The 13898-nt window shown below is 71.8% G+C and carries 11 protein-coding genes; 4 read left to right on the forward strand and 7 right to left on the reverse strand.

The window, feature by feature from the left end:
* Window positions 1-11: 11 nt before the first annotated feature.
* Together ASD10_RS11835 and ASD10_RS11840 are read right to left on the reverse strand one after the other, a co-directional pair.
* Window positions 12-581 carry a hypothetical protein gene (locus ASD10_RS11835; protein WP_157432563.1) on the reverse strand — a complete coding sequence of 190 codons (570 nt, stop codon included), beginning with the start codon at window positions 579-581 and terminating at the stop codon, window positions 12-14.
* A 158-nt stretch (window positions 582-739) separates the two neighbouring features.
* Window positions 740-2605, reverse strand: a complete 1866-nt coding sequence (locus ASD10_RS11840) for a calcium-binding protein (RefSeq protein ID WP_056608618.1) — start codon at window positions 2603-2605, stop codon at window positions 740-742.
* A gap of 143 nt (window positions 2606-2748) precedes the next feature.
* Here ASD10_RS11840 and ASD10_RS11845 point away from each other — a divergent pair, with 143 nt between their 5' ends.
* The gene (locus tag ASD10_RS11845) at window positions 2749-3135 is read left to right on the forward strand and encodes a cupin domain-containing protein (RefSeq protein WP_056608620.1); all 387 of its coding nucleotides are present in this window, start codon (window positions 2749-2751) and stop codon (window positions 3133-3135) included.
* Here ASD10_RS11845 and ASD10_RS11850 read toward each other — a convergent pair.
* On the reverse strand, window positions 3125-3877 hold the full coding sequence (locus ASD10_RS11850) for a M23 family metallopeptidase (RefSeq protein ID WP_056608623.1): 753 nt from the start codon (window positions 3875-3877) through the stop codon (window positions 3125-3127). The genes ASD10_RS11845 and ASD10_RS11850 overlap by 11 nt on opposite strands.
* Before the next feature lie 240 nt (window positions 3878-4117).
* Between ASD10_RS11850 and ASD10_RS11855 the strand changes: the two genes are divergently transcribed.
* Window positions 4118-4348: a hypothetical protein gene (locus ASD10_RS11855; RefSeq protein WP_056608626.1), complete on the forward strand. Its 231-nt coding sequence runs from the start codon at window positions 4118-4120 to the stop codon at window positions 4346-4348.
* A 149-nt stretch (window positions 4349-4497) separates the two neighbouring features.
* Here the strand turns inward: ASD10_RS11855 and katG are convergent, their stop codons facing one another.
* Window positions 4498-6753: a catalase/peroxidase HPI gene (katG, locus tag ASD10_RS11860; protein ID WP_056608629.1), complete on the reverse strand. Its 2256-nt coding sequence runs from the start codon at window positions 6751-6753 to the stop codon at window positions 4498-4500.
* A 37-nt stretch (window positions 6754-6790) separates the two neighbouring features.
* On the reverse strand, window positions 6791-7222 hold the full coding sequence (locus ASD10_RS11865; RefSeq protein ID WP_056608632.1) for a Fur family transcriptional regulator: 432 nt from the start codon (window positions 7220-7222) through the stop codon (window positions 6791-6793).
* Window positions 7223-7314: 92 nt separating this feature from the next.
* Here ASD10_RS11865 and ASD10_RS11870 point away from each other — a divergent pair, with 92 nt between their 5' ends.
* Both ASD10_RS11870 and ASD10_RS11875 read left to right on the forward strand, forming a co-directional pair.
* A complete protein-coding gene (locus ASD10_RS11870; RefSeq protein WP_200938259.1) occupies window positions 7315-8850 on the forward strand; it encodes an acyl-CoA carboxylase subunit beta in 1536 nt (511 codons plus the stop codon).
* 83 nt (window positions 8851-8933) lie between these two features.
* Window positions 8934-10412: a serine/threonine-protein kinase gene (locus ASD10_RS11875; protein ID WP_056608633.1), complete on the forward strand. Its 1479-nt coding sequence runs from the start codon at window positions 8934-8936 to the stop codon at window positions 10410-10412.
* A gap of 12 nt (window positions 10413-10424) precedes the next feature.
* Here the strand turns inward: ASD10_RS11875 and ASD10_RS11880 are convergent, their stop codons facing one another.
* Window positions 10425-12470: a VWA domain-containing protein gene (locus tag ASD10_RS11880; RefSeq protein WP_056608636.1), complete on the reverse strand. Its 2046-nt coding sequence runs from the start codon at window positions 12468-12470 to the stop codon at window positions 10425-10427.
* On the reverse strand, window positions 12463-13878 hold the full coding sequence (locus tag ASD10_RS11885) for a hypothetical protein (RefSeq protein ID WP_056608639.1): 1416 nt from the start codon (window positions 13876-13878) through the stop codon (window positions 12463-12465). Before ASD10_RS11885 ends, ASD10_RS11880 begins: the two co-directional genes overlap by 8 nt.
* Window positions 13879-13898: the final 20 nt, after the last annotated feature.

The raw sequence follows: 13898 nt of genomic DNA on the forward strand, positions 1-13898 counted from the left end.
GGCGGCCGGGTTCACCGGTTCGGGTCTGGTGGTCCGGTGCAGGATGCCGTGCCCCTTGCAGGTGTGGTGCCTTCTGCACAACGGTCCGAGGTTGTCTCCCTTGGTGGGGCCTTCGGGGTACGGCACCCGTTGGCAGGTCCGTAGAGGAATCTGAGGGCGACGTCGAGGATGTCGGGGGCAAATCTGCTGAGGTATTCGTGGGCCAGGACGTCCGCGCCGATCGTGTCGGTGATGATGCGGTGCCAGAACGTGCTCCCAGAACCGACGATGTCGGCGATCCACTGGGCGGGAACGCCCCAGGTGCCGTCGGTGGACTCGGCGAAGCCGGGGTTCGCGCCGGCCAGGACGTCCGCGCCGATCGTGACGCCGATGTTCGCGTCGATCGCGGCCTCGGTGGCGCCGGAGTCGGTGCACCACGCGACCAGCAGGTCGGCCTCACGCTGCACCACCTGCCCCTCCGACAATCCCATCGCCTCACCGATGGCCAGCGCGATCGCGCCGCGCTCGACCAGCCGCCGCATCGGCGACTCCAGCGACTCGGTCCGCGCCATCTCGGCGTCACGGAACTCCAGCATCGCCACCACCGACCGCGCCTCAGCCCGCGCCTGCTCCCGAGCGACGTCACCCAGGACGTCGATCGGAGCTGCAATCGACGAGACCATACCTCAAACCTGGACGCCACCACCGACACTCGACCGTAGCGAGAAGAAGGCTGTGAACAACCCGCACGATCGCCCCGTCACGGCGAGTTCGCGACGACGAAGTGCGTCGTCGACGGCAACGGGGTGCGATCGAGACTCCCGTTCGAACCCCCGCTCGAACCGGGAGAAGCCCAGCTCGTCGAGCGACGTGCGTCGGAGAACCCGGCCTGGATCGAGTACGTGCCGTCCGGTGTCCCCCCGGGCACCACGAACGTGGTCTGCCAGGTGCCGTCTCGGGGCGTGCCGCTGATCAGCGTGAAGTTGGTGACGTTGGCGATGTCGATGTACCCGCTGATGCCGGTCGGGCTGACCTGCCCGCCGATGTTCAGCCGGGTGCTGGTGATGCCCTCGTCGTCCGTGCCCGTCATGGTGGCCGTGACGCGAACCGCGCCGCGCGAGGTGTCGACCGTCGCGGGGCTGAGGGTCACGGACGTCAGCGCCGGCGGGTCAGAGGCTCGCGCGACACCGAGCACCGAGAAGGCACCTGCACCGCCGGGGATGAGGTGTTGCGTGGGGTCGTCGGCATCGCGCTGCCGATGAGCATCAGGGCCGTTCCACACGTCGGTCGGCCGGATCCCGGCTGCGTCGTCGACGAGGATCTGGACGTTCCAGGTGCCTCCGACCGATCCCTGCGGCACCGAGGCGGTGCCCCGCCAGGTCGAGCTCTGGGGCCCGCCCGAGACCTGTGCCATGTACGCGCACACGGTCGCGACGTAGTAGCCGTCGCTCTCCGCGTCGCGCTCCATGAGGCACATGCGCACGTCCTTCGCGCCGGCGAGGTCGTCCGAGACGTCGACCGTCGCGGTGACCGGTTGCGCCGACGAGCGGACGTCTACCGACGTGGTGCTCAGGCTCAGCGCCGTGACGACGGGCATCGCCTGGTCGACGCGGCTGTTGACCACCGTGAAGACGCCGTCGCGCTCGACGAAGGACGACCGGCCGACGCGGTCGCGCACGTAGACGAACAGCGATCGCGGGCCGGGCTGGCTGAACCGGGGTACGTCGACGTATCCCGTCCACATGCCGTCCCTCGTGGTGCCCGACTGCATGAACGAGCTGCCCGTGCCGATCTGGACCGACGTCACGCCCGTGTCGTCCGTGACCCGGACCGAGACGCGCACGCGCTGGGCTCCCGCGCTGACGTCGACGACCGCGGGTGACGGGACCACCGCGCCGACCACCGGGGGCGCGGTGTCGGTGGCGCACCGCAGCTGTCGGTCGCCGGCGTCCGGGACGTCGCACAGGTTGAAGCCGGAACCGCCGTCCACGTGGTCGGTGCCCCGCCCGCCGCTGAGGTAGTCGTCGCCGCTGAGCCCGATCACGAGGTCGTCGCCGTCACCGCCGGCGAGCGTGTCGTCGCCGTTCTGGCCGTCGATGACGTCGTCACCGCCGTCGCCGGAGATCTTGTCCGCTCCGGTGCCACCGTCGAGTCGGTCCGTCCCGGCGTTGCCCACCAGCGAGTCGGTCCCCGAGCCACCCTTCAACCGGTCGTTGCCCCGCCCGGCCAGCATCTGGTCGTTGCCTGCGCCGCCCTCGATGCGGTCGTTGCCGTCACCGCCCTTGACGATATCGGCGTCGGCGTTGCCGTGGAGCACGTCGTTCCCGGGTCCGCCGACGATGAAGTCGCGTCCCGCTCCCCCGTCGATGCGATCCTTGCCGGTCCCGCCGTCGATCCGGTCGTGGCCGCCCCCGCCCCGGATGACGTCGTTCCCGCCCCGACCGCAGATGACGTCGCGCTTGGGCGTCCCCCTCAGCACGTCGCTGCCGTTGGTGCCGACGATCGTGCAGGGGAACCCTTCGGTCCTGACCCCCGCGTGGGCCGCCGACGGTGCGAGCACGACGCTCCACAGCGCCGCGGCCAGACAGGCGATCATCCAGACGGACGGCCGGTGCACGGCAGGCATCGCAGCTCCGATGGGTCGAGGTGTGAAGTCGGCCCAGCGTAGAGGAGTACGGAGCACGCCGCGCGGCATTCGCTGCACTCGTGCTCGAGGTCCGGGCGCGGGTGACACCATGACACGGTGATCACCGCACCGCGAGGCACTCGATGAGCCCCCTGTCCGGCATCGACGTCGCCGCCGAGCTCCGGAAAGTCGAGAAGCACTGGACGCCGCGCGTGGTCGGGCGGGTCAACGACCAGTACGTCAAGGTCGCGAAGCTGCTGGGCGAGCTGGTGTGGCACGCGCACGACGACGAGGACGAGATGTTCCTCGTGGTCTCCGGCCGGCTCCGCATCCAGCTCGAGGGCGACGTCGAGGTGGTCCTCGAGCCGGGCCAGTTCCACGTCGTGCCGCGCGGCGTGCGGCACAACCCGATCGCCGAGGAGGAGGTCGAGATCGTGCTGATCGAGACCGTCACCACGGCTCACACCGGCGACGTCACGGTGGCCGGGACCGTCCCCATCGACCAGCAGCTGGGCGACGTCAGGGCGTGATGCCGTGCTCGCGCAGCACCGGCTCGGGGTCGGTCAACCCCGCGCCGGGCAGCTCGACCTCGAGGTGCAGGTGCGGGCCCGTGACGTTGCCGGTCGAGCCGGTGTAGCCGATCACCTGGCCGGGCGTGACCTGGTCGCCGGCCGCCACGACGAAGCGGCTCTGGTGCGAGTACGAGATCATCGTGCCGTCGTCGAGCGTGACGACGGTGCGGTTGCCGTAGGAGCCGTCGTACCCGGCCGACGTGACGGTGCCGGCGGCCACCGACACGATCTCGCTGCCCGACGGTCCGGCGAAGTCGAGCCCGGTGTGCGCGCCGCTCGACCACAGGTTGCTCTGCTGGCCGAACCGGGCGGTGAGCGTGTAGCCGACGACCGGGAGCACCCACTGCTTTCGCAGCTTCTCCTCCTGCTCGACCCGGTCGGCTTCCGCGCGCTCGGCCTCCTCGGCCGTCGCGGTGATGTCGCGATCGAGCTCCTCGAGCGCCTGGGCCCGTTGCGACGCCTGCTGGGCGGCCTGCTGCGCCAGCCGGGGACGGTCGAAGCCGCGACTGACGTCGACCTTGCCGTCGGCCGCACCGACCTGCGCCGCGGTCATCACGAACGAGGCGGGCGAGGAGTCCGTCAGGCTGGTCAGCTCGGCGTCGGCGGCACTGGCTCCGGACGTCGCGAACGTCCCCACACCGGCAGCCGTCATCGCGACCACGCCGATCATCGCCGGGGAGATCCGGAGCCGGGCGAGCACGCCACGTCCTGGACTGCGCCTGACGAGTCGCACCACCGATGGGGCGGGCTTCTGCGCCCGTCGCTTGCCGGCTCCCGACGACCGGGGCTGGACTGGGTGAGTTCGTGGCATCGGTGTCGACGGTAACCGGCCGTGACAAGGCGTGCGCCGGCACCGCGACGCTGCCACGGAACGATCCTCGGCTCGTCAGCGGAGTGACAGGCTTACACTGACAGCCTGGTCCACCGTCAGGAGGTCGTCATGTGGTTCGTCATCATCGTGGCAGCACTGGTCGTCGTCGTCGCCGGGCTCGTCCTGCGTCGGCACCGCCGGGTCGGTCGCACGGGACCCAGCTTCGACGAGCTCTCCCGCGACGAGCAGGTGCAGGTCATGCGGCACGCGGAGGGCCGGGCCGTGCGGCGCGGGGACCGCGAGGGGGCCAAGCACCGCGGCGACGGCCGGTTCGGCGAGACCGCGGGCCCCGGCTCGTAGCAGCCCACGACCACGCGGTGGCGCAGCCACGTGTCAGCGCGCCCCATACGTGGCGCCGCCACCGCTCCGCCTCGCCCCGCTCCGCTCCGCGGGAACGGCAGGGCCCCCGCCGGCAGCAACACCGGCGGGGGCCCTGGTCAGGGGGTGGGTCAGACCAGGTCGTAACGATCCAGGTTCATGACCTTGTCGAACGCCGCGACGAAGTCCTTCACGAACTTGTCCTTCGCGTCGTCGCTGGCGTAGACCTCGGCGATGGCGCGCAGCTCGGAGTTCGAGCCGAACACCAGGTCGTTGCGCGTCCCGGTCCAGCGGACGGTGCCGCTGCCGTCACGCGCCTCGAAGACGTCCGAGGCGTCCGACGTCGCCGTCCACTGCGTGCCCAGGTCGAGCAGGTTGGCGAAGAAGTCGTTCGTCAGCGTGCCGGGCGCGTCGGTGAGCACGCCGTGCGACGAACCGTCGTAGTTCGTGCCGAGGACGCGCAGGCCGCCGATCAGGACGGTCAGCTCGGGCGCGCTCAGACCGATCAGGTTCGCGCGGTCGATCAGCGAGAACTCCGCCGGCAGACGGTTGCCCTTGCCGAGGTAGTTGCGGAACCCGTCGGCCACCGGCTCGAGAGCCGCGAACGACTCGATGTCCGTCTGCTCCTGCGAGGCGTCGGTGCGGCCCGGCGTGAACGGCACCGTGACGTCGTGGCCGGCAGCCCTGGCCGCCTGCTCGACACCCGCGACACCACCGAGGACGATGACGTCGGCCAGCGAGACCTTCGTGCCCTCGGCGTTGAACGCCGACTGGACGCCCTCGAGGGTCCGCAGGACGGTCGCGAGCTGGTCGGGGTTGTTGACCTCCCAGCCGCTCTGCGGCTCGAGACGGATGCGGGCACCGTTGGCGCCGCCGCGCTTGTCGCTGCTGCGGAACGTCGACGCCGACGCCCACGCGGTCGAGACGAGCTGCGAGACGGTCAGGCCCGTGTCGAGGATCTGCTGCTTCAGCGTCGCGACGTCGTCCGCGTCGACGACCTCGGCGGGCGCGACGGGCAGCGGGTCCTGCCAGATCAGCTCCTCCTGCGGCACCTCGGGGCCGAGGTAGCGCTGGATCGGGCCCATGTCGCGGTGCGTCAGCTTGAACCAGGCGCGCGCGAACGCGTCGGCGAAGGCGTCCTGGTCGTCCTTGAAGCGGCGCGCGATCGGCTCGTAGATGGGGTCGAACCGCAGGGCCAGGTCGGACGTCAGCATGCGGGGCTCACGGCGCTGCGTGTCGTCGTGCGCCAGCGGCACCATGTCGGCACCGGCGTTGTCCTTCGGACGCCACTGGTTGGCGCCGGCCGGGCTCTGGAACAGCTCCCACTCGTAGCCGAACAGGATGTGGAAGTACTCGTTATCCCAGCGAGCCGGGTGGTACGTCCACGTGACCTCGAGGCCGCTGGTGATGACGTTGTCGCCCTTGCCGTCGCCGAGCGACTGCTTCCAGCCGAGGCCCTGCTCCTCGATCGGGGCGCCCTCGGGCTCGGGGCCGACGAACTGGTCGGGGTCGCCCGCGCCGTGCGTCTTGCCGAACGTGTGACCGCCGGCGATCAGCGCGACGGTCTCCTCGTCGTTCATGGCCATGCGGCCGAAGGTCTCGCGGATGTCGCGCGCCGAGCCGAGCGGGTCGGGCTGACCCTCCGGGCCCTCGGGGTTGACGTAGATCAGGCCCATCTGGACGGCTGCCAGCGGGTTCTCGAGCTCGCGGTCGCCGGTGTAGCGCAGCTCGCCGCCGCGCTCACCACCGAGCCACTCGCTCTCGGGGCCCCAGTAGACGTCCTCGTCGGGCTCCCACACGTCGGGACGTCCGCCGGCGAAGCCGAAGGTCTTGAAGCCCATCGTCTCGAGGGCCACGTTGCCGGTCAGGATGATGAGGTCGGCCCACGAGATCGCGGCGCCGTACTTCCTCTTGATGGGCCACAGGAGGCGGCGGGCCTTGTCGAGGTTGCCGTTGTCGGGCCAGCTGTTCAGCGGCGCGAAGCGCTGCATGCCGGCTCCCGCGCCGCCCCGCCCGTCGAACGTGCGGTACGTGCCGGCGCTGTGCCACGCCATGCGGATGAAGAAGCCGCCGTAGTGGCCGAAGTCGGCGGGCCACCAGTCCTGCGAGTCGGTCATGAGCTCGGCGAGGTCGGCCTTCACGGCGGCCAGGTCGAGGCTGTTGAACGCCTCGGTGTAGTCGAACTCCTCGCCCAGCGGGTTGGCCACGGCGGGGTGCTTGCGCAGGATCTTCAGGTTGAGCTGGTTGGGCCACCACTCCTGGTTGGCCGAGCCGGCGGTCGGGTGCGAGCGCTCGCCGCCCATCACGGGGCACTTCGCGACGCCCTCGTTGCTCTCGTCGTCCATGTCGCCGACGACGGCGTTGTGGTGCGGGTTGTTCTCGGTCATGTCGTTCCTTCCGGACGGAGGGTGGGATCTGTGAAAGTCAGGGGGTGCGCGAGGCGGCGCACGCGGGGCACGTGCCCCAGTAGATGACCTCGGCCTCGTCGATCGCGTAGCCGTGGTCGTCGGACGCCACCAGGCACGGCGCGGCCCCGTGCGCGCAGTCGACGTCGGCGATCGACCCGCACGAGCGGCACACCACGTGGTGGTGGTTGTCGCCGACCCGCGCCTCGTAGCGCGAGACCGAGCCGGACGGCTGGATGCGCCGCACGAGCCCGGCACCCGTCAGGGCCCGCAGGACGTCGTAGACGGCCTGGTGCGACACGTCGCCCACGTCGGCGCGCACGGCGCCGATCAGGGTGTCGGTGTCGGCGTGCGGGTGCTGGTGGATGGCCGACAGCACCGCCACGCGGGGGCGGGTGACGCGGAGGTCGGACGCTCGGATGAGCTGCTCGATCTCCGATGCGGTGGGCATGACCCCAGCCTACGGCCAAACTTGAATGAGTCAAGGAACGACACGCTCCGTTCTCCCGATCGTCACTCCCCCGTGGCTGTTAGCGTGCGACAGTGACGATCCGACCCGAGCTGCTCGACCTGCTGGCCCGCCGTGCCCTCACCGAGGACTCCGCACGGCCCGACGCCGTCGAGCGCCTCCACGCCCGGGGCGGACGCACCGCCCGCGAGAACGTCGCCGACCTCGTCGATCCCGGCAGCTTCGTCGAGTACGGCCGCTACGTCACCGCCGCCCAGGCCGGGCGGCGCAGCGTCGACGACCTGCTCGACCGCACCGTCGCCGACGGCATCGTCGGTGGCATCGCGACGATCGACGGCCACGCGTGCGCCGTCATGTCGTACGACTACCTCGTCATGGCCGGCACGCAGGGCATGCGGGGCCACCGCAAGACCGACCGGCTGATCGACGTCGTCGACCAGCTCGCGCTGCCCACGGTGTTCTTCGCATCGGGCGGCGGCGGACGCCCGGGCGACACCGACATCCCCTTGGTCTCGGCCCTCGACGTCACGACGTTCGCGGCGTGGGCGCGCCTGTCCGGCCGGGTGCCGCGCATCGCGGTCGTCGACGGCAGCTGCTTCGCCGGCAACGCGGTCATCGCGGGCTGCGCCGACCTGATCGTCGCCACACCCCGGGCGTCGCTCGGCATGGGCGGTCCGGCCATGATCGCGGGCGGCGGGCTCGGCGACGTCGCCGCCGCCGACGTCGGGCCCGTCGACGTCATGACCGCCAACGGCGTCATCGACGTCCTGGTCGACGCGGACGAGCTGGTCTCCGAGGCCCGTCACCTGCTCGGCTACTTCCTCGGCCCGGTCGACGACTGGACCGCGTCCGACCAGTCGTGGCTGCGCGAGGCCGTGCCCGAGGGCGAGCGCACGTCGTACGACGTCACCCCCGTCATCGAGACGATCTGCGACGACGACTCGGTCACGGTGCTGCGTCCGACGTTCGCGCCCGAGCTCGTCACGGCCCTCGGACGCCTCGAGGGCCGCACGATCGGTCTCGTCGCCAACGACACGCGCCACACCGCCGGTGCCATCACCGCCGACGCCGGCGACAAGGCCGCCCGCTTCCTGCAGCTGTGCGACGCGCACGGCTTCCCCGTCGTCTCGCTGGTCGACACCCCCGGCATGATGGTCGGGCCCGACGCCGAGCAGACCGGTCTCGTCCGTCACACCTCGCGGCTGCTCGTGGCCGGAGCGCGGCTCGGCGTGCCGCTGATCGGCGTCGTCCTGCGCCGCGCCTACGGCCTCGGCGCGCAGGCGATGCTCGGAGGCAGCACCCACGAGCCCCTCATGACGGTCGGCTGGCCCGGTGCCCACCTCGGGGCGATGGGGCTCGAGGGAGCCGTTCGCCTCGCGATGCGCGACGAGCTCGCGGCGATCGAGGATCCCGACGAGCGCGAGCAGCAGGTGCGCGAGCTGACGGCACACGCCCAGGCGCAGGCGGGCGCGCTCAACGTCGCCCGGCACTTCGAGATCGACGACGTCGTCGACCCCGCCGAGACACGCGGGCTCCTCGCCCGTCTGGTCTCGGCCGCCGCCCGCGACGGACGCCTGGTCGGCAGCGGGGCGGCCGTCGACACCTGGTGACGGACGCCGCACGATGAGGCGCCGCGCCGGGCGACCCCCTATCTTGGACAACCGGGGCGATTCTTCGGGTGGACGGGAGCAGCATGATCGGCGGCAGGTACGAGCTCGGCCACGAGATCGGCCGGGGTGGCATGGGGGCCGTGTGGCTCGCCCACGACACCGTGCTCGGTCGTGACGTCGCCGTCAAGCAGATCGGCATGTCCGCCGGCGGAGCGACGCCCGACCTCGAGCGTGCCGAGCGCGAGGCGCACCTCGCCGCCCGCATCAACCACCAGAACGTCGTGGCGGTGTTCGACCTCGTCGACGAGGACGGCTACCAGTGGCTCGTCATGGAGCACGTCGACGGTCCGACGCTGGCCGACCTGATCACCGAACGGGGCCACCTGTCGCCCGACGAGCTGACGCCGATCGCCGAGCAGGTGGCGCTGGCGCTGGCCGCCGCGCACGCCCACGGCATCGTGCACCGCGACGTCAAGCCGTCCAACATCCTGCTGACGCAGGCCGGCGTCGCGAAGCTCTCCGACTTCGGGGTCGCCCGCGCGCAGGCCGACGCCTCCCTCACCCAGACCGGCATGGTCACGGGATCGCCCGCCTACCTCTCGCCCGAGGTCGCCAGCGGACGCCCCGCGACCGGCGCCAGCGACGTCTGGTCGCTCGGCGCGACCCTGTTCCACGCACTGAACGGGCAGCCGCCGTACGCCGTCGGCGACAACGTGCTCGGAGCGATGTACCGCATCGTCAACGAGGAGCCGCCGCGCCTCGACTCCGACGACGAGCTCGCGACGCTCGTCACCTCGATGATGCAGCGCGATCCGGACGCCCGGCCGACCATGGCGTGGATCGAGGAGCGGGCCGCGACCCGCTCGGTGCACGACGTGCCCCGCAACCTCGAGGCGACGCAGGGCTTCGCCGCCTTCGCGGACACGACCGAGCCCGCCGAGCCGACCGCCACCACGGCCTTCCGTCCCCTCGCTCCGCCCGTGGCCGAGGCGACCGAACCGGCCCACGCCGCGTCGGACGTCCCTGCGCCGGCCGCGCCCGCCGCCACCGCCGGAGAGCCCGCCAGCCGTGCCGACCGCTCCCGGACGGCCCTGATCGTCCTGGCGGGGCTGGCCGCCGTCGCCGCCCTCGTGTTCGTGCTGAACCTCGGCGGAGACGACGACGGTGGTCCCGTGGCCGGTCCGCCCACCTCGACGAGCGAGCCCGCCGCCACCGCGTCGCCGTCGCCGTCGCCGTCACCCTCGGTCGATCCCGCCGAGGCGGACGACGCGGCGCTCGAGGGCTTCGTCACCGACTACCTGCAGACCGCCAGCAGCGACCCCGACACGGGCTTCACGATGCTCACGCCGAAGTTCCAGGCCGAGAGCGACGGGCTCGACGGCTACAAGGGCTTCTGGGACGGCGTCTCCGACCTCGACGTCCAGCAGGTCGACGCCGACGCGGCCGACCTGCGCGTCTCGTACACGTACTCGTACGAGCGTGAGGGCGAGAGCCGCACCGACTCGGTCACCCTGCAGCTCGTCCGGTCGGGCGACACCTTCCTGATCGACGGCGAGGCCTGACGGCCGTCCGGCTCAGCCGGCCCAGAAGCCCCGGCCGCCGCCGAGCACGTCGCCGAAGCCGCCCGACCCGCCGCGCGGTCCTCGCGAGCCCAGGTACGAGCCGACGACGGCGGCGCCCAGGTCGTCGAGCTCGGGTGCCACGACCGTGCCGCCGGCCCGCGTCGCCATCTGCTGGACGAACCGGGCCAGGCCCGGGTCCTCCCCGAGGCGGAAGAACGTCGTCTGGGCGCCCAGGCGCGTCGCGTTGTCGAGCTCGCGGACGGCGTACGCGACCGTCAGCGGGTGCGGCGGGTACTCGAAGTAGACCTCGCCGCTGCTCTCGAGGTGCGACGTCGGCTCGCCGTCCGTCACGATCAGCAGCACCGGCTGGGCGTTCGGGTGCTTGCGGAAGTGTCGGTTCGCCAAGAGCAGGGCGTGGTGCAGGTTGGTGCCCTTGGCGTACATCGCGTCGAGCCCCGTGAGCTGCTCGATGTCCATGACCTCGGCGTGCCGGCCGAACGCGATGAGCTGCAGGTCGTCGCCGCGGAAGCGGCTCTTGATCAGGGTGTGCAGCGCCAGCGCGGTGCGCTTCATCGGCACCCAGCGGCCGTCCATCGCCATCGAGAACGACGTGTCGACCAGCAGCGCGACGCACGCCTGGGTGCGCGCCTCGGTCTCCTGCACCTCGACGTCGCCGATCTCGATGCGCACGCCGCCGCCGGTCGCCCCGCCCTCGCCGGCGGTGCGGGTCAGGGCGTTCGTGACGGTGCGCGTGACGTCCCACGGCTCGGTGTCGCCGAACGCCCACTCGCGCGTGGCCCCCGAGCGCTCGCCGGCGGCTCCCGACTGGCGGACGTCGCGGGCCCCCTGGCGTCCCGACATCTTGTCGGCGACGTCGCGCAGCAGCGCCTTGCCGAGCTGGCGCATGGCCTTGGGCGTCAGCTTGAGCTGACCGTCGGAGCCGCGCTTGAGCGTGCCGGAGTCGCGCAGCGCCTTCTCGAGCTGCTGCAGGGTGCGGGCGTCGACGGCGGCCTCGTCGCCGAGCTGGCGCGAGAGCTTGTCGAGGTCGAGGTCGTCCATGCGCGAGCCGTCGTACGACTGCGCGAGCTGCTCGGCGAGCTCGTCGAGGTCGGCGATGTCCTGGAAGACACCGGTGCCGTCGCCGAGGCCCAGCCCCTCCTGGCCGTCCATGCGCTCGGAGCCGCCCCAGTCCTCGCCGGGACGCATCGCCTGCAGGTTGCCGTCGAGCTGCGCCAGCGACTGCATCAGCTCGGGCGACCCGAAGGCCTGCTGCGCGAGGCCGTCGAGCTCGGCCCGCTGCTCGGCGGTCATCGAGTTGCGCATGCGCTGCGCCGCGGCCGACCGCTGGGCGAGGGCGTCGAGCAGCTCGTCGATCGTCTGGGGGTCCTCCGGGAAGAACTCGCCGTGCTGGGCCATGAACTCGTCGAACTGCTCCTGGGTGCCCTCCCCGGACCGGTGCGACTCGAGCAGCCGGTTGAGGTCGTCGAGCATCTCGTTGATCGCGGCGCGGTCGTCGTCGGTCGCGTTCTCGAGGGCGTTCTTCATGCCGGCGAAGCGCTGGTCGAGCATCTCGCGACCCAGCAGGTCCTTGATCTTCTCGAAGTCCTCGCGCGCCTCGCTGCTCTGCCACCGGTAGCCGTTGAGCTCGCTGACGGCAGCCGCCGGGGACGCCGGCAGGTGGTCGAGCTGCATCTCGGCCAGCGTGCGGTCGGCGTCGTCCAGGTCGACGTCGCGGGCCAGCTGCTTGCGCTCGGTGAGCACCGCGCGGTCGAGCAGCTCCTTGATCTCCTGCAGCGTGCCGTCGAGGTTGTGCTTCTGGGCGAGCTCGCGGCGCTTGTCCTGCACCCGGCGCGCGAGGTCGTCCAGACCGGCCTGGTCGCGTCCGCCGCGTCGCAGGAACTCGCGCATCGCCCGCTCGGGCGAGTAGCCCGCCATGACGTCCTCGCCGATCTGGTCGAGGGCCTCGGACAGGTCGACCGGCGGTGCCAGCGGATCGGGACCGTCGACGTACCGGCCGTAGCGGGACGCCCGGGTGAGGCGCCGGTTGGCCCTAGCCATAGATCGTGTCGCCGCCGCCGCTGTCCTTGCTGATCCGGCGCGACAGGTACAGGCCCTCGAGCGCCAGCTCGATCGCGCCGGCGCGCTGGCCGTCGTTGGTCGCGCCGAGACGGTCGCAGACCTCGTCGTACAGCTCGGACTCCCCCAGGACCGGCAGCCCGGTGAGGAAGTCGCGGGCCGTGACCTGCTCGCCCGTCGTCACCATCGCGCCGGTCTCGATCGCCTCGACCAGCAGCGAGAGGTCGACGCCGCGGAAGTGCTCGCGGACGGTCTGGGCCGTCGCGGTGCGCAGCAGGTGGTCGAGGATCTCGTCCTCGCGTCCCTCCTCGCCCGACTCGAACTCGATCTTGCCGCCCAGCACGTCGACCGCGGTCTCGAGGTCGACCGGACGGGCGACGGCCTCGTCCTCGCCCTGGCGCGTCGCGCGGTGGATCGCCGCGGCGGCGATCGTCTCGGCGCCCGCGATCGCGAACCGGGCGCTCACGCCGCTGCGCTGGTCGACCGCGGACGACTCGCGCAGCGCACGGGTGAAGCGGGCCAGGATCTCGATGAGGTGATCGGGCACCTCGGCGACCAGGTCGGCCTCCTGCCGGATGACGGCGACCTCGTCGACCAGCTCGGTCGGGTAGTGCGTGCGGATCTCGGCGCCGAAGCGGTCCTTCAGCGGAGTGATGATGCGACCGCGGTTGGTGTAGTCCTCGGGGTTCGCGCTCGCGACGACCAGGACGTCGAGCGGGAGCCGCAGCACGTAGCCGCGGATCTGGATGTCGCGCTCCTCCATGACGTTGAGCATCGCGACCTGGATGCGCTCGGCCAGGTCGGGCAGCTCGTTGATCGCGACGATGCCGCGGTGGCTGCGCGGGATGAGCCCGAAGTGGATCGTCTCGGGGTCGCCCAGGCTGCGACCCTCGGCGACCTTCATGGGGTCGACGTCGCCGATCAGGTCGGCGACGGACGTGTCGGGCGTCGCGAGCTTCTCGGCGTAGCGCTCGTCGCGCGTGCGCCACGCGACGGGCAGGTCGTCGCCGAGCTCGGCGGCACGCCGCCGGCTGCCGACCGTGATGGGCTCGAAGGGGTGCTCACCGAGCTCGGAGCCGTCGATGACGGGCGACCACTCGTCGAGCAGGCCGACCATGGTGCGCAGCAGGCGCGTCTTGCCCTGGCCGCGCTCGCCCAGCAGGACGATGTCGTGTCCCGCGATGAGGGCTCGCTCGAGCTGCGGGATCACGGTGGACTCGAAGCCGTGCAGCCCGGGCCACGGGTCGCGCCCCTCGCGGAGCGCCGCGAGCAGGTTGTCGCGCAGCTCGACCCGCAGGGTCTTCTGCACGTGTCCGGACGCGCGCAGCTCGCCGACCGTGCAGGGGGCCGGGACGTTGACGGTGGAGGAGGTCTCGGTGGGAGAGGTCACGTCTCGACGCTACTCCGGCA

This window comes from Aeromicrobium sp. Root472D3 (genome assembly GCF_001426485.1).
Taxonomy (GTDB): domain Bacteria; phylum Actinomycetota; class Actinomycetes; order Propionibacteriales; family Nocardioidaceae; genus Aeromicrobium.

What these genes read in the sequence shown, in the direction of transcription:
- ASD10_RS11865 (WP_056608632.1), bottom strand. Translation starts at nt 7,222, where the DNA reads ATGCCCACCGCATCGGAGATCGAGCAGCTCATCCGAGCGTCCGACCTC.
- ASD10_RS11840 (WP_056608618.1), bottom strand. Translation starts at nt 2,605, where the DNA reads ATGCCTGCCGTGCACCGGCCGTCCGTCTGGATGATCGCCTGTCTGGCC.
- ASD10_RS11880 (WP_056608636.1), bottom strand. Translation starts at nt 12,470, where the DNA reads ATGGCTAGGGCCAACCGGCGCCTCACCCGGGCGTCCCGCTACGGCCGG.
- ASD10_RS11875 (WP_056608633.1), top strand. Translation starts at nt 8,934, where the DNA reads ATGATCGGCGGCAGGTACGAGCTCGGCCACGAGATCGGCCGGGGTGGC.
- ASD10_RS11855 (WP_056608626.1), top strand. Translation starts at nt 4,118, where the DNA reads ATGTGGTTCGTCATCATCGTGGCAGCACTGGTCGTCGTCGTCGCCGGG.
- ASD10_RS11845 (WP_056608620.1), top strand. Translation starts at nt 2,749, where the DNA reads ATGAGCCCCCTGTCCGGCATCGACGTCGCCGCCGAGCTCCGGAAAGTC.
- katG (WP_056608629.1), bottom strand. Translation starts at nt 6,753, where the DNA reads ATGACCGAGAACAACCCGCACCACAACGCCGTCGTCGGCGACATGGAC.